The following is a 22013-nucleotide window of genomic DNA, read 5'->3' on the forward strand; positions in this document are numbered from 1 at the left end:
TAATGGCGGAAGAGGAGGGATTCGAACCCTCGGTACAAGTTTCCTCGCACGGTCATTTAGCAAACGACTGGTTTAAGCCTCTCACCCACTCTTCCAAGAAATTTGTCGCCTTTGATTGTATTGAATAATCAACATTAATAAAGTAATTATTCATTAATTATGAAAAATAAGTATTCAATATTTTCGCTTATTAAAAATGCTTTTTCTTATCATGAAAATTGGGAAAAAGCATGGAAAGACCCTGAGCCAAAAAAAGAATATGATGTGGTAATTATTGGTGGTGGTGGCCATGGTTTAGCAACAGCTTACTATCTCGCAAAAAAACATAATATGAAAAATATTGCTGTTGTTGAAAAAGGTTGGATTGGTGGTGGGAATACAGGAAGAAACACTACAATTATAAGATCTAATTATTTATGGGACGCAAGTGCTGGTCTTTATGATCACGCTCTAAAAATATGGGAAGGCCTTTCTCAAGAATTAAACTACAATGTAATGTTTAGTCAAAGAGGAGTAATGAATCTTGCTCATAATCTTCAAGATGTAAGAGATTTAAAAAGAAGAACCCATGCTAACAGACTTAATGGTATTGATGCGGTATATTTAAATACTGAAGAAGTTAAAAAATTTTGTCCAATAATAAATACATCTCCAGATATAAGATACCCTGTATTAGGTGGAACTTTACAAAAAAGAGCTGGAACCGCAAGACATGATGCAGTTGCATGGGGATATGCACGTGGTGCAGATGAAATGGGTGTGGATATAATTCAGAATTGTGAGGTTAAAGGTATTAAGAGAAATGGCGATACAGTTGAAGGTATTGAAACTACAAAAGGATTTATTAAAACAAATAAAATTGGTGTAGTAGCTGCAGGTCACTCTAGTGTGATAGCTAATATGGCTGGATTAAGGTTGCCATTAGAGAGTAAACCGCTCCAAGCTTTAGTTTCAGAGCCTGTGAAACCAATCATAGATACAGTTGTTATGTCAAATGCTGTTCATGCATATGTTAGTCAATCAGATAAAGGTGAATTAGTAATCGGGGCAGGAACTGATGATTACGTATCGTACTCACAAAAAGGAAGTCATGATATTGTTGAGGGGACATTAAATGCAATTTTAGAGTTATACCCTATCTTTAGTCGTATGAGAATGTTAAGACAATGGGGTGGAATTGTAGATATTTGTCCAGATGCAAGCCCAATTATAAGTAAAACATCAATCAAAGGTTTATATTTTAATTGTGGTTGGGGAACGGGAGGATTTAAAGCTACACCTGGCTCTGGAGATTTGTTTGCGCATACAATAGCCAACGATGAACCGCACAAACTTAATGCTGCATTTAATTTGAATAGATTTGTAAGTGGTGACCTTGTGGACGAACATGGTGCAGCAGCTGTAGCACACTAATGTTTTTAATTAATTGTCCTTTTTGTGGTGAACGAGAACAAAGTGAATTTAAAGCTGGTGGAGAAGCTCATATTGTTAGGCCTAAACAACCAACTGAATTAAGTGACGATCAATGGGCAGAATATTTATTTATGAGAAAAAATATTAAAGGTATTCAATTCGAAAGATGGAACCACATTCATGGTTGTAGAAAATGGTTTAACATGGTGAGAGATACATCAAATGATGAAATTAAAGCCGTTTACAAAATGGGTGAAAAACCACCAGTTAAATAATCAATGACAAAAAATTTAAGAGTTAAAAGTAGTAAATTAGTTGATGAAACATATCGAATTTCATTTAAATTTAATGGTACAACTTATTATGGATTTAAAGGTGATACACTTGCTTCTGCCCTATTGGCTAATAACATCCACCTAGTTGGTAGAAGTTTTAAATACCATAGACCTAGAGGAATTATGACTGCTGGGTCAGAGGAACCAAACGCCATTGTTCAACTTCATAATGGAACTTCAAGAACAGAACCAAATGTACGAGCTACTGAAATAGAAATATATGAGGGTCTTGTTGCTACAAGTCAAAATTGTTGGCCTAGTGTAAAGTTTGATATTGGAGGTATAAACAATTTTTTAAGTCCATTATTACCTGCAGGTTTTTACTACAAGACTTTTATGTGGCCAGCAAGTTTTTGGGAAAAATATGAATATTTTATTAGAAAATCTGCTGGTTTAGGCAAATCACCTGATGTTCCAGACCCTGACATATATGAACACAAATACATTCATTGCGATGTATTAGTTATTGGTGCAGGTATTTCAGGACTTATCGCAGCAAAAACCGCAGCAAAAAGTGGTTTTAAAACACTATTGGTTGAGGAAAAATCATATTTAGGTGGTTCTACAATTTATCAAGACTCAGAATTTTTTAAAATTAACAATCAAAATTCAGCTTCATGGTTAGAAAAGGAAATCAATGAAGTAAAAAAAATTGAAAATTTAGAAATTAAAACCAGAACAAGTGTTGCTGCTTTTCATGGTTATAATTTTTTATTAGCAAGAGAAAATTTAACTGATCACTTGCCACTTGAACAAAGAGAAAATAAAACTCGTCAAAGATTACTTAAAATACGCGCTAAAAAAGTTATTACAGCCACAGGGTCTATAGAAAGACCTTTAATTTTTGACAATAACGATCGCCCAGGGATATTACTTTCATCTGCTATAAAAAAATATGCAGATTTATTTGGTGTAGCATGTGGAGAGAAAAATATTTTATTTACCAATAATGATAGCGTTTATGAAACTGCAATAAGTTTAATTCAAAAAGGGATTAAAGTACAAGCGATAATTGACAATAGAGAAGAAATTGATTCTAAACTTATTAAAGAAACTGAAAAAAACAATATTAAGATTTATAAAGGTTACACAATTGTAGATACATTTGGATACAAAAGAATAAATAGTGTCTCTATAATGAAATTATCTAAAGATGGTCAAAAGGTTATAGGATCAAAAGAAAATATTTCATGCGATAGTTTAGGTATTTCAGGAGGTTGGACACCAGCAGTTCATCTATTTACTCAATCGGGTGGAAAACTTAAATTTAGAGATGATGATCAAGTTTTTATTCCAAATACTTATCCATCAAATCAGATAAGTATCGGAAGTTGTAATGGTGATTTTACTTTAGATGAAATATTAATTAATACGCCTAAATTACTCAAAGAATTTTTAAATATCAAAAAAACCGAATACGAAAATATTGAAATATATTCAGCATTTAACAAATCAAAAAGAAATATTTGGTTATTGCCTTCGAATAAAATTGTAGGGAAAACTAAATCATTTGTAGATTTTCAAAACGATGCAACAGCCAAAGATATTAAATTAGCTTTAAGAGAAGGTTTCAGGTCTATTGAACATGTTAAAAGATATACAACAACAGGTATGGGTACAGATCAAGGTAAACTTGGGAATATGCATGCCTTAGGAATAATTTCCGAAACAGCGTCTTCTAAAATGGGTGAACTTGGTACAACAACATTTAGACCACCCTACACTCCTCTTACATTTGGTACTATCGTTGGAAGAAATGTTGGTAAATATTTTGATATAATAAGAAAAACACCAATTCACGAGTGGCATGTTGAAAACAAAGCTGAATTTGAGAATGTAGGACAATGGAAAAGAGCTTGGTATTATCCACAGAATGGTGAAAACATGCACGAAGCTGTTCAAAGAGAGAGTAAAGCTGCAAGAGATAGTGCAGGCATATTAGATGCATCCACGTTAGGTAAAATTGATATTCAAGGTACTGATGCCTCTGAATTTTTAAATAGAGTTTACACCAACGCTTGGTCAAAACTTGAGATTGGAAAATGTCGATATGGTTTAATGCTGAACGAAGATGGCATGGTCTATGACGATGGTGTTACTACCAGATTAGACGAAAATCATTATATTATGACAACGACAACTGGTGGTGCTGCTACAGTTTTAGGTAAACTTGAAGATTATCTTCAAACAGAATGGCCTGAGCTAGATGTGTATTTGACATCTGTAACTGACCATTACGCAACTATTAGTGTTTGTGGTCCTAATAGTAAAAAGATAATTCAAAAAGTAATACCTGAAATCGATTTATCAGATAAAGATTTTCCTCATATGTCATTTAAGAATTCAAAAATTGGTAATGTGAAATGTCGAGTTATGAGAATAAGTTTTACTGGTGAACAAAGTTACGAAATCAATATTCAGGCCAATTACGCTAAATCAGTATGGGAAAATTGTATGGAGGCAGGAAAGGAGTTTAATATTACTCCCTATGGGACTGAAACAATGCATTTATTAAGAGCGGAAAAAGGATTTATCATAGCCGGTCAAGACACAGATGCAACTATGACACCAATTGATTTACAAATGGATTGGATAATTAGTAAAAAGAAATTTGATTTTATAGGTAAAAGATCTTTATATAGATCAGATACTATAAAGGAAGATAGGAAACAATTAGTAGGTCTTATCACAGACAATCCAGAAGAAATATTAGAAGAAGGGGCACAAATTGTTGCAGATATGAATAAAACACCAATAGAAATGTTAGGTCATGTTACCTCAAGTTATTTTAGTCCAAATTTAAAGAAATCTATTGCTCTTGGAGTAGTTAAGGGTGGAAAAAATATGATGGGTCAAAAATTAATAATTCCAATGGAAAAAAAACAAATCAATGTAACGGTTACAGATCCGGTATTCCTAGACAAGGAGAACAAAAGATTAAATGCTTAATTATTCAAATGTAATTGAAAATGATAAATCTTATCCAGGTTTGCAAATGAGAGAAATAAAACCTGTCATGAAACTTATTATTAGAGGAAAAAAAAGACAGTTTTTATCTGCAGTTGGAAAATCATTAAATCTACTTTTGCCAAATGAAGCAAATACTTCCTCAAGAAGTGATCAATTAACAGCTCTTTGGTTAAGCCCGGATGAATGGATGATTTTTTCAAATGAAATTTTAAAATCAGATGATAATAATTACAATGTAGAAAAATTACTCAATAAAAATATTTGTAAAACAAATTTGGGTGCTGTAACTGATGTCACAGACCAATTTGTATTAATAAATCTTAAAGGTGATAAAATTTTTGATTTATTTGAAACTGGATCTCCGTTTAATTTTAATGATTTTAAATCCAAAAAAGGCCTTGTAACTCAAACAATTTTGACAAAAATTGATATAATTGTTCACAATCAGGACATTAACGATGTAAATTTATTTGTGAGAAGATCCTTTTCAGATCATTTATTTTCATGGATGAATGATAGTGCGTCAAGATTATAGATCTCAATAATAAAAAAAATAATATAACTCTACAAATTATGAAAAAATTACTATTATTAATATTATTTACCTTTTTACCATTCTCACTTAATGCAGACTCAAATTTAGATAAAATACTATCATCAGGTGTATTAAAAGTTGGCACTACTGGAGATTGGGATCCCATGACAGTTAAGGATCCGGCTACTAATAAATATAAGGGTTTTGATATTGATGTCATGAATCAACTTGCAAAAGATATGGGTGTAAAGATTGAATTTGTACCAGCAGAATGGAAAACTATTGTCTCAGGTATAACATCAGCAAGGTATGATATTTCAACAAGTGTAACAAAAACTCCAAAACGAGCTGAAGTAGCAGGATTTACTGATACTTATTACAAATATGCTACTGTTCCACTAGTTCTTAAAAAGAACTTAAAAAAATTCCCAACTTGGGACTCCCTAAATAACGAAAACGTAACAATAGCAACTACTCTTGGTACTTCTCAAGAAGAAAAGGCGAAAGAATTTTTTCCAAAATCAAAATTAAACTCAATTGAAGCTCCAGCTAGAGACTTTCAAGAAGTACTAGCAGGTAGAGCTGATGGTAATATTACAAGTTCAACAGAAGCAAATAAATTGGTTATCAAATATCCTCAATTAGCAATTGTTCCAGATGGTGGAAAAAATCCGGCTTTTTTAGCTATGATGGTGCCAAAAGGTGATACTAAGTGGAACGATTACGTAAATAAATGGATTAAAGATAAAAAATCCTCAGGGTTCTTCACTAAGTTATTAGCTAAATATAATTTAAAGAGTTTATAAAAAATTAGTAATTAGTTTTTAATTCTTTATAACTTGAAGAGTGAGAAATTTACTTTTTTTACTCTTAATTTTCCCATTAACTTCATGCGGTAAAAGTGAATTAAATTGGTTAATCTTGTCTCCAAACAATATTGAAGGATTAACTAACTTAAAGTTTTTATTAAGTGGTTTAACAACCACTATCTATATTAGTATAGTCTCTATAATTATTTCAATTATCCTAGGTCTTTTAGTTGCTATTCCATCACTAGCTAAGAGCAAATTTTTAACCTATCTGAATATTGGATATGTGGAGATTGTAAGAGCAATTCCTTTACTAGTTTTGATTTTATGGATTTATTATGGTTTACCAATTATGACTGGTATAAGTTTTAGTCCTTTTGTTTCTGGTATCATAGCGCTTTCAATTAGTGAGAGCGCTTTTCAAGCAGAAATATTTAGAGCAGGAATTAATTCAATTAAAAAATCACAATGGGAAGCAGGAAGTTCTTTGGGATTAAGTTTTTTTAGAAAATTAAGATTAGTTATCTTACCTCAAGCAATAAAGAATATTTTACCGGCTATAGGTAATCAATTTGTTTATGTTCTTAAAATGTCATCACTTGTGTCAATAATTGGTATTGGAGATTTAACAAGAAAAGCAAACGAATTAGTTGTGACAACTTATCGGCCGCTAGAAATTTATACATTTTTAATTCTCGAGTATCTTGTTTTAATTTTGGTTGTTTCTTTTTTAGTTAGAAAATTAGAGAAAAAATTACAAAAAGATTAATTTTTTTTTCTCCAATCCCAAGGATATTCAAATTTCATAGACCACATTCCTAAATTATTTAATCTTGCATAGTTCTCATCAGGTACAAATTTCTTTGAATATTTTCTATATGCAAAAGCATAACCTTCTTTAACTAAATAACTTGATAAACTGGTATTATTTACAAAACATTCAGCTAAAATTCTTTTATACTGATCCTTACCCTCTTCAACACATTTTATCTCATTATTTCCTATTCTATTAATTAATAATTTTTTTGCTTCAATCCCACAAAAAATTATTTGATTATTCTTACTACAGGTTTGTTTTAATTCAGGGGTATCAATTCCACTAAATCTAATTTTTTTTCCATTTAAATGTATAGTATCACCATCAACAACTTTGATTTCATATGATTTAACATCTTTTAGAGTTAAGAAAAAAGAGGATAGGAAAAAACTAATAACTAAAAATAGCTTTATTTTGTTTAAATACATTATTTAGAAAATACCCAATAAATATTAAAACAGCAATTCCCATAGCCCAATTAGTCACCATAATAGTATAAAAAATATCTTCGTAATCACCACCTCTTATATTTATCACATACCATAAACTTAAAAAAGGAAACGCAGTTAATCTTAAAATACTCAAATAGAGACTATACAAAGGTTTTTTAACAGCTTGAAATACTGCTGTAGTAATAAAAAAGACCGGATAAATTGGTCCAATTAAAGCTGCAACCTTGAGATAAATAGCTCCACTCATAACTGCTTCTTGATTATCAGTAAATAAAGATACGAAAAATTCAGCCCCAAAAAAAATTATTACTCCAGCAACAGTCATAAATGATATTCCAAAAAATAAAGCCTTAGTATAAAGCTCTCTTATTCTATTATAGGCTTTTGCACCAAAATTTTGTCCTCCGATTGAAAGGACCGCAGTATTTAAACCAATAACAGGTAATAAAAAAACCTGCTCTACTCTTAATGCTGCACCATAACCAGCTGTTGCTAAATCCCCGAATTTACCTATGAAATATAAGATGTTAAAAATACCTACACCAATAAACAACATACTGAACATTACTGGCACAGCTTGATTTGTTAATGATTTTAAATATTCAAATTTTGGAATAAAGCATTGAGGTTTAAGGTAATTCCTTATTTGACAATTATTAACCTTAAAAGCTAAATAGATCGTTCCTATTGATTGAGAAATTACAGTAGCAATAGCAAGACCAGCTATTCCAAATCCTGGGATAAATCCATATCCCCATATAAAAAGAGGATTTAAAAAAATGTTAAGAAAAAAACTAAATATCAATACATTTCTATAACTTCTGGTATCACCTTGAGCATTCAGAGTTCCATTTAGAGATATCTGTATCAATACAATAAAAGTTCCGTAGAAAATAATATCTAAATATTCTCTCGTTAAAATTATTCCAGCTTCATCAGAGCCCATGACACCTAAAAGATAATTTGATGCATTTAAACCAAATATTGTAACAATTATTGACACTAATACTGCAAAGATTAAAGACTGAGCCACATATAATGATGCAACTCTTATTTTTTTTTCACCGATTGAATTACCAATTAAAGCATTAGTTGCAGCGCCTAATCCAACACCAACAGCTATAATGGTAAAATATATTGGAAACGATTTCGCAATTGCACCTATTGCTTCTGCAGAGATTCTACCTGCAAACCATGTATCAACTAAGTTATAAAATGTTTGAAACAATGAGCCTACACTTGCAGGTATCGTAACTCTTCTCAATAGTGTCCAAATTGGATCTTTTGTTAATTTTATTGATTTAGACAAAATTATCCTTATTTAAATTCTTTTTGAAAAATATATTTTTTTCCAGATTGCTTTGCTTTGTATATCTGACTTTGTCTCATTCTAAAACGAGATTTTTGGTTTTTTGAGAGTTTATCAATACAATTAGGACAAGTTACACCCTCCTCATATCTTTTAGATTTTTTATCTTTAGTTGAAATTGGTTGTCTACATCCACCGCAAATTGAATAAGTTCCTTGTACTAATCCATGTTTTAGAGTTACTCTATTATCAAATACAAAACACTCACCTTCCCATAAACTGTTTTTTTGTTTGATTTTTTTTAAGTAATTCAAAATTCCACCCTTTAATTGATAAATATTTTTAAAACCTTTTTTTTCTAAAAATACAGAGGCTTTTTCACACCTAATTCCACCGGTGCAAAACATTGCTATTGGTTGATCTTTTTTTAAATTTTTTAAGTATTTTGGGAAATCTCTAAAGTTATCTATATTTGGATTTACCGATTTTTTAAAAGAACCAACTTTATGCTCAAAAGGTTTTCTTGCATCTAATAAAAAAGTTTTCTTATCTTTTATTAATTCATTCCACTTCGTTGGTTCAATATGAGTACTCTTTTTTTTAATTTTATTTGATAGTTTAAGATCCATTGGAACGACTTCTTTTTTAATTTTCACTTTAGATTTGTGGAAAGGTTTAAATTTACATTTTGAATTATTGAAACTATCAAATTCTTTAATACTAAAAATTTTTTTTAATTTGATAATTGTAGCCTTAATGTCTTTATTTTTTCCAGATATAGATCCATTTAAACCCTCTTCTGATACAATAATTGATCCATTTATGTTTTTATTAACTAAAAGATTATTCAATATTTTTTGATTTTTTTTTAAATTATTTATTTTTTGAAATTTGTAAAATCCGAATATAGTGAACATTAAATCTTCCTACAGACAGTCATTCCATCTCCAAAAGGCACCATGACTTTTTCAATTCTTTTGTCCTTTGAAATAAAATGATTTAAATCTCTAATACTTTTCGTATATTTGTCATTTATATCTTTGTTAACAACTTCTCCATGCCATAGAACATTATCAATAATTACTAAACCCTCTTTATTCAATAGATCTAATGAAATTTCATAATATTTTTGGTAATTCATTTTATCAGCATCAATAAAAACTAAATCAAATTTTTCATTTCTAATACTCATCAAACTTTCTAAAGCTGGTTTAATTATAGTTTTAATTTTGTGATTTTGATTAGCTTTTTTAAAAAAATTTTGAGCAATTTTATTTGTTTCTTCATTTTTATCTAAAGCAATTATACTACCCTCGTCTGGTAATGCTAAAGCCATAGACAACGTGCTTAAACCTGTAAAAGTTCCTATCTCTAACACTTTTGTAATTTTGGAAATCTTAATAATCAAATGTAGAAATTGACATTGGGAAATAGATATTTGCATTCTTTTAATATCACCAAGTGATAAGTTATAGTCTATTATTTCTTTTTGAATTGGATGTAATTTTAAACCATTCTTTAGTATGTAATCTTGTAAATGTTTTGTGATATTAAGGTCTGAACCCATAACCTTATAATTTTTTCTTTAGGATCTCATTGATTAATTGAGGATTAGCTTTTCCACCAGATGCCTTCATTGCTTGACCCACAAAAAAACCAAATAATTTTTCTTTACCTTGTTTATATTCGATAGCTTTTTCCCTGTTCTCACTAATTATTTTGTCAATTAGAACTTCTAAAGCCTTTGGATCACTTTGTTGCTTTAATCCTTTTTCCTCAACAATTTTTTGTGGATCTTTATCTCCATCAATCATTAATTCAAAAACAGTTTTTGCTATTTTTCCAGAAATAGTTCCGTTCTTAATTAGATTTATCAATATGGCGAAGTTCTTGGCACTCACTGGACTTTGAGAAATTTCTAAACCTTTACTATTTAAAACAGCAAATAGTTCTCCTGTAATCCAATTGACTGCTAACTTAATATCTTTGTTCTTGCCCATTTTAGCTACAACTTCTTCAAAGTATTTTGCAATATCAATATCAGATACTAAAATATTGGCTTCATAAGGAGACAATTTAAACTCTTCAATAAATCTTTTCTTTTTATCATCTGGAAGCTCTGGAATATCATTTTTAAGTTCTTCAATAAATTTTTCCGATACCTCCAAAGGTAATAAATCAGGGTCAGGAAAATATCTGTAATCATGAGCATCTTCTTTTGATCTCATTGATCTTGTCTCATTTTTTTTCGTATCAAAAAGTCTTGTTTCTTGATCAATAGTTTTGCCCTCTTCTATTAAATCAACTTGGCGATTAGCCTCATATTCTATTGCCATTTGCATAAACTTAATTGAATTAACATTTTTAATTTCACATCGAGTGCCAAATTCTTTTGAGCCTTTTGGTCTTACAGAAACATTCACATCCGCTCTTAAAGAGCCTTCTTGCATATTTCCGTCACAAGTTCCTAGGTACCTCATTATAGATCGTAATTTCTTAATGTAAGCATTAACCTCATCTGGGGATCTTAGATCAGGCTTGCTCACTATTTCCATTAAAGCTACCCCTGATCTGTTTAAATCTACAAACGTATTTTGTGGGTCAAGATCATGAATACTTTTTCCAGCATCTTGTTCTAAATGTAATCTTTCTATACCTACTTCTTTTTGACCATTAGGCATATCCAAAATAACTTTGCCCTCACCTACTATTGGATCTTTAAATTGTGATATTTGATATCCTTGAGGTAAATCAGCATAAAAATAATTTTTTCTATCAAATACAGAGCGTTTATTAATTTTTGCATTAAGACCAATGCCAGTTTTAATAGCTTGTTTAATACAAAATTCATTTATTACAGGTAGCATTCCTGGAAATGCAGCGTCAACTAAACTTACTTGTGTATTTGGTTCAGCACCAAATTTAGTTGATGAAGAAGAAAATAGTTTTGACTCAGATAATACTTGGGCATGTACCTCTAATCCAATTACAACTTCATATTGATTATCTTTCCGATTAATCAAATATTCTGTGTTTTTCTTATTCACTTAATCCACCAATCAGTAATTTTGTTTTTAAAATTTATTTTCTCCTCCATGGCAAAAGCAATATTTAATATATTTTGTTCATCAAATGCTTTACCGATTATTTGTAAACCAAGAGGATAACCTTTAGTATCGTGTCCTGCAGGAATTGATATACCAGGCAGGCCTGCCAAATTAACTGGTACTGTAAATATATCATTCAAATACATCGAAACCGGATCATTTGTTTTTTCACCTATTTTAAAAGCTGAGCTAGGTGTTGATGGCGTTAAAATTGCATCAACCCTCTTATATGCCTCATCAAAATCATTTTTGATAAGTTTTCTCACCTTTTGAGCTTTAAGATAGTATGCATCATAATAACCAGATGATAATACATAAGTTCCAATCATAATTCTTCTTTGGACTTCTGCGCCAAAGCCTTCGGATCTAGTTTTTTCATACATATCAATTAAATTTTCACCTTTAGCTCTATATCCATACTTTACACCATCATATCTTGCTAAATTAGAAGATGCCTCTGCTGGAGCAACAATATAATACGTTGGTAAAGCATAACTTGTATGTGGAAGTGATATGTCGATTGTTTCAGCACCACAATCTTTTACGTATTGAATACCTTTTTGCCAAAGATGCTCTATTTCTTTAGGCATACCATCAACTCTGTATTCCTTTGGAATTCCAATTTTTTTTCCTTTTATATTTTTTGTAAGTTCCTTGCTATAATTATTTCTTTTAAAATTAATTGAAGTAGAATCTTTTGAATCATATGTACTGATTACTTCTTGCAATAAAGCACAATCTTTTACATTTTGAGCCATTGGTCCTGCCTGATCTAATGAGGAAGCAAAAGCAACTATCCCATATCGTGAGCAACTTCCGTATGTTGGTTTTAAACCTACAATTCCAGTAAATGAAGCTGGTTGTCTAATAGATCCTCCAGTATCAGTACCAATTGTGATTGGAGTTAATTGTCCAGCAACTGCTGATGCTGAACCACCCGATGATCCACCGGGGACTAAATTCTTATCAATAGGATTTTGTACGTTTCCAAAATGACTTGTCTCATTAGATGAACCCATTGCAAACTCATCACAATTTAATTTACCTAGAAGTATCGCACCTTCATTCCAGATATTTTCAGTAACTGTAGACTCATAGGTTGGTACAAAATTATTCAAAATTTTACTACCAGCAGTTGTTTTAACATTTTTTGTGCAGAACAAATCTTTAACTGCCATAGGTATACCAGGTAATTTTAAATCTAAATTTGGTTTCTGATCAAACTTTTTTGCTTTATCTAAAGCCGATGTAAAATCATCTGTGATATAAGTATTTAACTCACTAGACTTTTCAGACCTTTGAATAAATGCTTTGGTCACATCTGTTGAAGAAAGTTTCTTTTTTTTAATATTCTCCACTAATTCTGTTAAAGATTGTTTTGTAATGTCAGACATTATTCTATTACCTTTGGTACAACAAAATAATCCTCATTATCTTCAGGAGAATTTTTAATTATTTGTTCTCTAATATTTTTACTTTTGATCTCATCAGATCTGAATTTTAAAGTTGTTTCAGCTATTGATGTTAATGGCTTTACATCGTCGGTTTTTAATTCATTGAGCTTTTCAATAAATTCAAAAATTGAATTCAAATCATCAGCTAATTTTTCTGCCCTTTTTTCATCAACAGAAATTCTTGATAATTTAGATATGTGTTTTATTGTTTTAAGATCTATACTCATATGCTATTTAGGTATGACGCAAACTATCATTTAAGTTAAAAATATACAATATGATCACATTAGAGGAATTTAAAAAAAATCACTTAGATAAGTGCAGATTGATAGGCTTAGACCTTGGTTCAAAACGAATAGGAGTTTCAATTTGTGACGAAAAACAATTAATTGCCACACCCTTTATAACTATAGAAAAAAAATCCTCTCAACACCTTATAGATCAACTTAAGTCAATAATTATCGAAAACAACATAAAGGGAATCATAATAGGAAACCCCTTAAATATGGATGGCTCTTCTGGCAAATCTTCTCAATCTGCAAAAGATGTTTCTACGTATATTGAAAAGAACATTGATATTCCAGTTTGTTTATGGGATGAGAGACTATCAACTGTTGGTGCATTTAATCTTTCCAGTCAATTAGATGTGAATGTGAGTAAAAGAGAAAAAAAAATTGATGAAAATGCTGCTGCTTTTATATTGCAAGGAGCAATAGATTTTTTGAACAATTAATACTTGCTATTATACAACTTTATAGCTATAGAGTTGGTTTTAATGGCAATTAAATCAAATAAAGCTATTAAAATTTCCCAAAAACATCTGTTAGGTATCCAAGATTTATCTATAAATGATGTTAGTCTAATACTTGATGAAGCTCACGATTTTATAAAAGTAAATCAAAGTAAAAACAAAAAAATCGATGCACTAAGAGGAAAAACACAGATCAATTTATTTTTTGAGCCTTCAACAAGAACGCAAAGTTCATTTGAATTGGCAGGAAAAAGACTTGGAGCTGACGTGATGTCAATGAATATAAGTAATTCTGCAATTAAAAAAGGTGAAACTCTTATTGATACAGCAATGACACTAAATGCCATGCATCCTGATATTATTGTAATAAGACACCAAGACTCTGGGGCATGTAACCTACTTTCTCAAAAAGTTAATTGTGCAGTTTTAAACGCTGGGGATGGAAGAAGAGAACACCCTACTCAAGCTTTATTAGATGCTTTAACAATTATAAATCGAAAAAAAAAAATTGAAGGTTTAAGAATAGCCATCTGTGGAGATATCCTACATTCAAGAGTTGCGAGATCTAATATTTATTTACTGAATATGTTAGGAGCAGAAGTTAATATAATTGCTCCCACAAATTTGATGCCAAAGGAAATAGAAAAATTTGGTGTCAATACATTCACCGATATGAAAAAAGGATTAAAAGATTGTGATATTGTTATGATGTTAAGATTACAAAATGAAAGAATGACAAGTTCTTATCTCTCATCTAATAGAGAGTATTATGAATATTATGGCCTTACACCAGATAAATTAGAATATGCAAAAGCTGATGCATTAATCATGCACCCAGGTCCAATGAATAGAGGTATTGAGATAGATACTAATTTAGCTGATGATATCAATAAAAGCGTAATTAAAGAACAAGTAGAACTTGGAGTTGCGGTAAGAATGGCCTGTTTAAAGATTTTTTGTACTTAAATGAAAAAACAATATTTTATAAACGCAAATATAATTGACCCACATAATTCAATTAACGAGACAGGTGGTCTTATAATCTCTGAGGAAGGAAAGATAGAAGCGGTAGGAAAAAAGGTTAATACAAATAATCTTCCTACAAGAGAAAAACCAATTGACTTAAAGGGAAAATATATATTTCCAGGATTAGTTGACATGAGAGTATTTGTAGGTGAACCAGGCTATGAATATAAAGAAAATTTTAGAACCTTAAGTAATGCTGCTTTAGCTGGTGGCGTAACTTCTGTGGTAACAATGCCAAATACTGATCCGATAATAGACAACGTATCTATAGTCGATTTTCTAAAAAGAAGAGGAAGAGATAAATCTCGAATAAACATTTTTCCGTGTGCATCACTTACAAAAAATATTGAAGGAAACAATATGACAGAATTTGGTCTTCTCCAAAATAAAGGTATAATAGCATTTACTGATGGCATTAAAACTATTCAAAATCCCAGATTAATGTCTCGGATAATGAATTCTGCAAAGGATATTGGCTGTTTAATAATGCAACATGCAGAAGATTATGAACTTGCAAAAAATGGGATGATAAATTCAGGCATTATCGCATCTAAATTAGGATTATCAGGTATTCCTGAGATCGCAGAAAGAATTTTGATTGAAAGAGATCTTACTTTACTTGAAAAAGTAAAATGTAGATATCATATTTCTCAACTATCCTCGCAAAAATCTATTGAAGTAATCAAACATAGGAAAGAAATCGTTAAATTCACATCCGGTGTTTCGATAAATAATCTCTCTTTAAATGAAAATGATATAGGTGATTTTAGAACTTTTTTAAAACTATCTCCACCTTTGAGGCGTGAAGAAGATAGAATTGCTCTAGTGGAAGGATTAAAGGATGGATTAATAGATGTGATTGTTTCAGATCACAAACCTGAAGATGAAGAGTCAAAGAGATTAACATTTTCTCAAGCTGCAACAGGCGCATCAGGTATAGAAACTCTATTATCTTTAAGTTTAGAGTTATATCATAATGGATCTTTAAAATTAGAAACATTAATAAAAGCGCTTACTTCAAATCCTGCAAAAATTCTCAAAATAGATAAAGGTAACCTCTCCATTGGTAATGATGCAGATTTTTGTGTTGTAGATATAAGTAAACCATGGATTGTAAAAAAAGAAAAATTGGTTTCAAAATCAAAAAATACCTCAATTGAAGACAAAAAACTCCAAGGTAAGGTCACGAATACATTTGTAAAAGGAAAAGAATTATTTAAGCTTTAGTATGGATATTTTTTTGATAGGTATCATTTCTTACCTCATGGGCTCGATACCTTTTGGATATATACTTACAAAGATATTTTTAAAAAAAGATATAAGAGAAATTGGATCTGGTAATATTGGAGCTACCAATGCTTTGAGAACTGGTAACAAAAGTATTGGTTATTTCACATTAGTATTAGATATTTTAAAAGCAATTATTCCAGTTGTTTATGTAAAAATTTTCTACCAAGATTTTTTATATATTGCATCTTTATGTGCCTTTTTAGGTCATGTATTTCCAATTTGGCTTAAGTTTAAAGGTGGCAAAGGTGTTGCTACCTATGTTGGTATTTTATTTGCTATAAATTTATATTTTGGAATTATATTTTCTATATGTTGGTTTGTAACTTTTTTTATTTCAAAATTTTCATCACTATCATCTTTAATAGCTTCAATATCTATTCCAATTTACCTATTAATTTCCACTCAGCTTAATCAAGCAATTTTTTTTACGATCATGTTTATCTTGATTTTTTTTACTCACAGAGAAAATATTAAAAGATTGATAAATAAAGAAGAAACTAAGACAAAAATTTATTAAATTGACTATCTAAAGCTTTTGGGTAGTTTGTAGTTTATGAATTTGGTCATTGTAGAAAGTCCTGCTAAAGCAAAAACTATTAATAAATACCTAGGTGATAATTATAAAGTTTTAGCAAGTTATGGTCATATAAGGGATTTGCCGTCAAAAAATGGTTCTGTCAATCCAGATCAAGATTTTAGAATGGAATGGGAAGTTGATAGTTTTTCAAAAAAATATTTAAAAGAAATAACTGACGCAGCTAAAGATTCATCTAAAATTATATTAGCAACTGACCCTGATCGTGAAGGTGAGGCAATTGCTTGGCATGTCAAAGAATATTTGAATGAAAAAAAACTTTTAAAAGATAAAGAAATTGAACGAGTTGTATTTAATGAAATAACCAAAAAAGCTGTTATTCAAGGAATTGAAAATCCTAGGCAAATTGAGCCATTACTAGTCGATGCGTATATGGCTAGAAGAGCCTTGGACTACTTGGTTGGTTTTAATATATCCCCGATCCTCTGGACGAAACTCCCAGGTTCAAAATCTGCAGGAAGAGTTCAATCTGTTGCTTTAAAATTAATTACTGAGAGAGAACATGCAATTGAGTCTTTTAAACCTGAGGAATTTTGGACTTTAAGTATTAAATTTGCTGATACTGCAAATCAAAATTTCACTGCTAGTATTAGTCAACTTGACAACAATAAAATTGAAAAATTTTCATTTAGAAATAAAGAAGAGATAAATAAAGCCATATCAAGTATAAATAAAAAAAAATTTAGTATAACTGACATTTCTAGCAAAATAGTAAATCGTAATCCGTCTGGACCATTTACTACTTCAACTCTTCAACAAACCGCATCAAGTCGACTAGGTTTTGGTGCATCTAGAACAATGCAAATTGCCCAAAAACTTTATCAAGGTATCGAAGTGGAAGGTGAAACAATTGGCTTAATTACTTATATGAGAACTGATGGAACTAATTTATCTAAAGATGCTGTTACAAGTTTCAGAAATTATATCCAAAAAGAAATTGGTAATGAATACTTGCCTAAAGATGTTTTGAATTATTCAGGCAAAAAAGCTAAAAATGCGCAAGAAGCTCACGAAGCAATTAGACCTACTGATATTATAAGAACTCCTGAAAGTGTTAAAAAGTATCTAAGTACAGATCAAAATAAACTTTATGATCTTATCTGGAGTAGAGCTTTATCTTCTCAGATGGAGTCAGCCAAATTTGATAGAAATACTATCACCATAACGTCAGATAATAATGATACAATTTGTAAAGCCAGTGGATCAGTTTTAAAATTTGATGGTTTCTTAAAGATTTATAATAATCAAAGCAAAGATGATGATGAAAATATTTTACCTGCTGTGTCTAAAGGACCTATTAATATTGAGGCTCTAATAGATGAACAGCATTATACACAACCACCACCAAGATATTCTGAAGCTAGTTTAGTTAAAAAGCTTGAAGAGCTTGGTATCGGGAGGCCTTCTACCTATGCAAGTATTATTTCTACTATTGCCAATCGAGGTTATGCAGAGATATTGAATAAAAGATTTTTTCCTACAGATAGAGGTAAATTAATTTCAGCCTTTTTAGAAAAATTATTCTCAAAATATGTAGATTACAACTTTACAGCAGGATTAGAAGATCAACTTGATGAGATCACTACTGGGAAAGAAAGTTGGATTAAAGTTTTGGAACTTTTTTGGAAAGACTTCAATAATAATGTTTCGGAAGTGAAAGAAAAAAGAACTAGAGAGGTGTTGGATTTACTCAATGATAGTCTAGGTGAATTAATTTTTGATAAGGATAATGAGGGTAATGTAGTAAGAAAATGTCAATTATGTAGTTCTGGAACACTTAGTTTAAAGAATAGTTTCAGAGGTGGCGCTTTTATAGGGTGTTCAAATTATCCAGAATGTAAATTTACAAGACCCTTATCTAAAGCAAAAGCTGCTGCTCAAGCACAATTAGCTGAACCAAAATTTATAGGAAAACATGAAAATGGAAATGATATATATTTGAAAAATGGGAGATTTGGCCCCTACCTTCAATACGAGAAAATCCCCTCTGATTTAGAAGTTGAAAAAAACAGTAAGAAAAAGAAAAAAACTAAAAAATTAAAGTCAGATGTAAATGAACTTTTAAAAAATGTTTCAATACCAAAAGGATTAGAATTAGAGAGTATTAATTTGGAAAAAGCTCAATTTTTATGTTCGCTACCTAAATCTTTGGGAATAAATCCAGATAATCAAAAAGAGATTACATTAAACGTTGGAAGATTTGGTCCTTACTTAAAATGTGAAAATAAATCAGCAAGAATAGAAAATGTAGAGGAAATATTTTCCATAGGTTTAAATAGAGCAATAACATTAATTGCTGAGGCTAAACCTGGTCGAATGTCCTCTTCTATGATAAAAGATTTGGGAGAACATCCTGAGGATAAAAAACCTGTTAGAGTCATGAAGGGTCAGTATGGGCCTTATATAAAATATAAATCACTCAATGCAACTATTCCTGAGGAAAAAGACCCCACTGAATTAACTATGGAAGAAGCTTTAATATTGATTGAGAAAAGAAAAGAATACGATAAGAGTAAAAAATCAAAAGGTAAGAAAAAAAAATGAAAAAAATATTTATAATTTCAATATTTTATTTATTTTCCACAAATATTCTAATTGCTGATGAATATAAATGTTCTGGAATGAAAAAACTTTCGAAAGAGTATTTAGCATGTACAGCCAAAAATATTAAAGAAAGTGCTGTCAAAAAGAAAGATCAAGTTAAAGAAGGGTCTATAAAAAAAACAAATCAAATTAAAGAAGGTACAAAGAAAATATTTAATAAAGTTAAAACTAAAATCAAAAAAAATTAATTAATTATGAACTTTGAAGATAAAATTAAAGAACTTAATATACAGCTTCCTGAAGCGAAAGCACCAGTTGGTAATTATGTTGCAGCAAAAATTACAGGAAAAATGTTATTCATATCAGGACAAATTTCTATTGATGATAATGGTGAATTAATTAAGGGGAAAGTTGGTAAAGATTTGGATGTCACGGCTGGTTACAATGCTGCTAAGAGATGCGCGTTAAGTATTATTGCCCAAGTTAAAAAAGCCTGCGACAATGATTTATCAAAAATAAAATCATGTGTGAAATTAACAGGATTTGTAAATTCAACAGATGACTTTATTGATCAACCTAAAGTGATAAATGGCGCATCTGATTTGATAGCTTCAATTTTTGGAGATGCAGGTATGCACACCAGAGCTGCTGTAAGCACAAATAGTTTACCATTGGGCGTTTCGGTTGAAGTAGATGCAATATTTGAGTTAAACTAGATTTTACTTTCCAACACTAAAATACTTGAAACCTTGGCCTTTAATTTTCGATGAAGAATAAATATTTCTCATATCAAAAATCATAAACTTCTTACCTCCAACTAAGCTTTTAAAATTAATTGATTTAAAATCATTCCATTCAGTATGAATAATAACAAGATCAGCCCCATGAACAGCATCTTTTATTGAGGTCTTATTAATTACATTTTTAAACTTCATAAATTCAGTTTTATAACCAGTTGGATCAAAATATTTTATAGTTGCTCCTTTTTTTGATAACCATGGTATCATTTTTAAACTTGAGGAATCCCTCATATCATCTGTATTAGCTTTAAATGTAACACCTAAAAAAGTAATTATTTTATTTTTAATTTTCCTATTTAAGATTCTATTAATTCTATCTAGTAAAATTTTAGATCTATTTTCATTTGATTTAATCACTGATTTTACCACTGATAAATTTGTTTTAAATTTATCTGCTGTTGTAATAATGGCTTTTGTATCTTTAGGAAAACAAGATCCACCATAAGCAGGTCCTGCTCTAAGAAATCGACTGCCTATTCTTTTATCCAATCCCATACCTATTGATATATCCTCAACATTAATGTTAGTTTTTTCACATAAATTAGCGATTTCATTTATAAAAGTAATCTTTGTTGCCAAAAAAGCATTCGAGGCATATTTAATCAACTCGGCGGCTCTTCTAGAAGTTTGTAAATAAGAAGCACCCTTAGAAATAAGTGGGCTAAAAAGATTTTTCAAAATTCTACCTGCTTTTTTATCATTAGTTCCGATAACGACACGATCAGGATAAATAAAATCTCTTATTGCCTCTCCTTCTCTTAGAAATTCAGGATTTGAAACAACAGAAAATTTCTTTTTACTATTTTTTTTAGATAATATTTTTTCAATTTCATCTCCTGTCGTCACGGGGACTGTTGATTTTGTTATGATAATTTTAAATTTATTAATTGAAGAACTTATTTCTTTAGAAACTTTGTAAATTTGACTTAAATCTGCTGAACTACCGCCTTTTTTTGTTGGTGTACCAACACAAATGAAAATTATGTCTGAGTCTTTAATTGATTTTTTTAAATCTGTAGAAAAATTTAATTTTTTATTTTTAAAATTCTTTATTACTAATTCTGATAAACCAGGTTCATAGATTGGAATCTTTCCTTTTTTTAGTAAATTTATTTTGTCAGCATTATTATCTACACAAATTACTTCATTTCCTAAATCAGCAAAACATACTCCACTTACTAAACCTACATAACCAGTACCAATCATACACAATTTCATGATTTAGCTATCTCTAAAGTTGATTTGATGTAACCACTCATGCTTCCACAATCAAGATATTTTCCAGAAAAATTATGAGCAATGAATTTTTTATCATTTTGAATTAATGTTTGGATAGCATCTGTAATATGTATCTCTCCTCCTTTACCTGGTTTTTGTTTAAGTAATTTTGAAAAAATTTCTCTAGGTAAAATATATCTTCCAATCACTGCTTTATTAGATGGTGCTTTTTTTATAGAAGGTTTTTCAATTACATCTGAGATCAAATAATTATTCTTATTTATTTTAGTTTTTAACTTATAAATTCCCCATCTCGAAACATTATTCTTTTTAACATTCATGCTAGCCATAACAGACGCATTGTATTTTTTATGAATCTTTATCATTGATTTAGAACAATTTCTTTTAATAATAAGATCATCTGGTAACAACATTAAAAAAAAATTATTTTTTATGAATTTTTTTGTTTTTAAAACGGCATCTCCAGTGCCAAGTGGTTTGTTTTGATAAACAAATTTTATCATTTTTTTATATTTTAAAATTTTTTTGTATTCTTCCTTAATCCTTTTATCTTTTTTTTTTTTAATA

Annotated in this window: 22 protein-coding genes and 1 tRNA gene; 13 read left to right on the forward strand and 10 right to left on the reverse strand. The window is 30.0% G+C overall.

Annotated elements, in window-relative coordinates; all coding sequences use genetic code 11:
- Positions 1 to 3 precede the first annotated feature (3 nt).
- Positions 4 to 95, reverse strand: a tRNA-Ser gene (locus ACTT83_RS03980).
- 64 nt (positions 96 to 159) lie between these two features.
- Between ACTT83_RS03980 and ACTT83_RS03985 the strand changes: the two genes are divergently transcribed.
- From ACTT83_RS03985 to ACTT83_RS04010, 6 genes are read left to right on the forward strand one after another with little or no spacing between them, the layout of a single operon-like run.
- Positions 160 to 1413 carry a sarcosine oxidase subunit beta family protein gene (locus tag ACTT83_RS03985; RefSeq protein ID WP_440918840.1) on the forward strand — a complete coding sequence of 418 codons (1254 nt, stop codon included), beginning with the start codon at positions 160 to 162 and terminating at the stop codon, positions 1411 to 1413.
- Positions 1413 to 1688: a sarcosine oxidase subunit delta gene (locus ACTT83_RS03990; protein ID WP_440916377.1), complete on the forward strand. Its 276-nt coding sequence runs from the start codon at positions 1413 to 1415 to the stop codon at positions 1686 to 1688. The genes ACTT83_RS03985 and ACTT83_RS03990 overlap by 1 nt, the downstream gene beginning before the upstream one ends.
- Before the next feature lie 3 nt (positions 1689 to 1691).
- The gene (locus tag ACTT83_RS03995) at positions 1692 to 4697 is read left to right on the forward strand and encodes a sarcosine oxidase subunit alpha family protein (protein ID WP_440918841.1); all 3006 of its coding nucleotides are present in this window, start codon (positions 1692 to 1694) and stop codon (positions 4695 to 4697) included.
- On the forward strand, positions 4690 to 5253 hold the full coding sequence (locus ACTT83_RS04000) for a sarcosine oxidase subunit gamma (protein ID WP_440918842.1): 564 nt from the start codon (positions 4690 to 4692) through the stop codon (positions 5251 to 5253). The genes ACTT83_RS03995 and ACTT83_RS04000 overlap by 8 nt, the downstream gene beginning before the upstream one ends.
- A 38-nt stretch (positions 5254 to 5291) precedes the next feature.
- On the forward strand, positions 5292 to 6059 hold the full coding sequence (locus tag ACTT83_RS04005) for a transporter substrate-binding domain-containing protein (protein ID WP_440917483.1): 768 nt from the start codon (positions 5292 to 5294) through the stop codon (positions 6057 to 6059).
- A 40-nt stretch (positions 6060 to 6099) separates the two neighbouring features.
- A complete protein-coding gene (locus ACTT83_RS04010; protein ID WP_440918843.1) occupies positions 6100 to 6831 on the forward strand; it encodes an amino acid ABC transporter permease in 732 nt (243 codons plus the stop codon).
- Here ACTT83_RS04010 and ACTT83_RS04015 read toward each other — a convergent pair.
- From ACTT83_RS04015 to gatC, 7 genes are read right to left on the reverse strand one after another with little or no spacing between them, the layout of a single operon-like run.
- Positions 6828 to 7307, reverse strand: a complete 480-nt coding sequence (locus ACTT83_RS04015) for a thermonuclease family protein (RefSeq protein WP_440918844.1) — start codon at positions 7305 to 7307, stop codon at positions 6828 to 6830. The genes ACTT83_RS04010 and ACTT83_RS04015 overlap by 4 nt on opposite strands.
- Complete coding sequence (locus ACTT83_RS04020; RefSeq protein ID WP_440917486.1) at positions 7270 to 8640, reverse strand: MATE family efflux transporter; 1371 nt, start codon at positions 8638 to 8640, stop codon at positions 7270 to 7272. Before ACTT83_RS04020 ends, ACTT83_RS04015 begins: the two co-directional genes overlap by 38 nt.
- Positions 8641 to 8648: 8 nt before the next feature.
- On the reverse strand, positions 8649 to 9557 hold the full coding sequence (gene trhO / locus ACTT83_RS04025; RefSeq protein ID WP_440918845.1) for an oxygen-dependent tRNA uridine(34) hydroxylase TrhO: 909 nt from the start codon (positions 9555 to 9557) through the stop codon (positions 8649 to 8651).
- Positions 9557 to 10207, reverse strand: coding sequence for an O-methyltransferase (locus tag ACTT83_RS04030; protein WP_440916369.1), 651 nt, complete (start codon positions 10205 to 10207; stop codon positions 9557 to 9559). Before ACTT83_RS04030 ends, trhO begins: the two co-directional genes overlap by 1 nt.
- Positions 10208 to 10211: 4 nt before the next feature.
- Positions 10212 to 11687, reverse strand: coding sequence for an Asp-tRNA(Asn)/Glu-tRNA(Gln) amidotransferase subunit GatB (gene gatB / locus ACTT83_RS04035; protein ID WP_440918846.1), 1476 nt, complete (start codon positions 11685 to 11687; stop codon positions 10212 to 10214).
- Complete coding sequence (gene gatA, locus ACTT83_RS04040; RefSeq protein WP_440918847.1) at positions 11684 to 13141, reverse strand: Asp-tRNA(Asn)/Glu-tRNA(Gln) amidotransferase subunit GatA; 1458 nt, start codon at positions 13139 to 13141, stop codon at positions 11684 to 11686. Before gatA ends, gatB begins: the two co-directional genes overlap by 4 nt.
- The gene (gene gatC / locus ACTT83_RS04045) at positions 13141 to 13428 is read right to left on the reverse strand and encodes an Asp-tRNA(Asn)/Glu-tRNA(Gln) amidotransferase subunit GatC (RefSeq protein ID WP_440916366.1); all 288 of its coding nucleotides are present in this window, start codon (positions 13426 to 13428) and stop codon (positions 13141 to 13143) included. The genes gatA and gatC overlap by 1 nt, the downstream gene beginning before the upstream one ends.
- 50 nt (positions 13429 to 13478) lie before the next feature.
- Here gatC and ruvX point away from each other — a divergent pair, with 50 nt between their 5' ends.
- Genes ruvX through ACTT83_RS04080 form a run of 7 tightly spaced genes read left to right on the forward strand, consistent with a single transcriptional unit; the run spans position 13479 to position 20123 of the window.
- Positions 13479 to 13934, forward strand: coding sequence for a Holliday junction resolvase RuvX (gene ruvX / locus ACTT83_RS04050; RefSeq protein WP_440918848.1), 456 nt, complete (start codon positions 13479 to 13481; stop codon positions 13932 to 13934).
- Positions 13935 to 13976: 42 nt separating this feature from the next.
- Complete coding sequence (locus ACTT83_RS04055; protein ID WP_440918849.1) at positions 13977 to 14918, forward strand: aspartate carbamoyltransferase catalytic subunit; 942 nt, start codon at positions 13977 to 13979, stop codon at positions 14916 to 14918.
- Entirely contained in the window at positions 14919 to 16205 is a 1287-nt protein-coding gene (gene pyrC / locus ACTT83_RS04060) for a dihydroorotase (RefSeq protein WP_440918850.1), read from the forward strand.
- Between the two features lies 1 nt (position 16206).
- Positions 16207 to 16785 (forward strand): glycerol-3-phosphate 1-O-acyltransferase PlsY, encoded by a 579-nt coding sequence (gene plsY, locus ACTT83_RS04065; protein WP_440918851.1) that lies wholly within the window; start codon positions 16207 to 16209, stop codon positions 16783 to 16785.
- Between the two features lie 36 nt (positions 16786 to 16821).
- Positions 16822 to 19407 carry a type I DNA topoisomerase gene (gene topA / locus ACTT83_RS04070; protein WP_440918852.1) on the forward strand — a complete coding sequence of 862 codons (2586 nt, stop codon included), beginning with the start codon at positions 16822 to 16824 and terminating at the stop codon, positions 19405 to 19407.
- Positions 19404 to 19655 carry a hypothetical protein gene (locus ACTT83_RS04075; protein WP_440918853.1) on the forward strand — a complete coding sequence of 84 codons (252 nt, stop codon included), beginning with the start codon at positions 19404 to 19406 and terminating at the stop codon, positions 19653 to 19655. Before topA ends, ACTT83_RS04075 begins: the two co-directional genes overlap by 4 nt.
- A 6-nt stretch (positions 19656 to 19661) precedes the next feature.
- On the forward strand, positions 19662 to 20123 hold the full coding sequence (locus ACTT83_RS04080) for a RidA family protein (protein WP_440918854.1): 462 nt from the start codon (positions 19662 to 19664) through the stop codon (positions 20121 to 20123).
- Between the two features lie 3 nt (positions 20124 to 20126).
- Here ACTT83_RS04080 and ACTT83_RS04085 read toward each other — a convergent pair whose 3' ends face one another.
- Positions 20127 to 21425 carry a UDP-glucose dehydrogenase family protein gene (locus tag ACTT83_RS04085; RefSeq protein ID WP_440918855.1) on the reverse strand — a complete coding sequence of 433 codons (1299 nt, stop codon included), beginning with the start codon at positions 21423 to 21425 and terminating at the stop codon, positions 20127 to 20129.
- The coding region (locus ACTT83_RS04090; RefSeq protein ID WP_440918856.1) for a sugar phosphate nucleotidyltransferase at positions 21422 to 22013 on the reverse strand (592 nt) is incomplete at its 5' end. The genes ACTT83_RS04085 and ACTT83_RS04090, both read right to left, overlap by 4 nt.

It is taken from the genome of Candidatus Pelagibacter sp. (genome assembly GCF_052049775.1).
Classification (GTDB): Bacteria; Pseudomonadota; Alphaproteobacteria; order Pelagibacterales; family Pelagibacteraceae; genus Pelagibacter.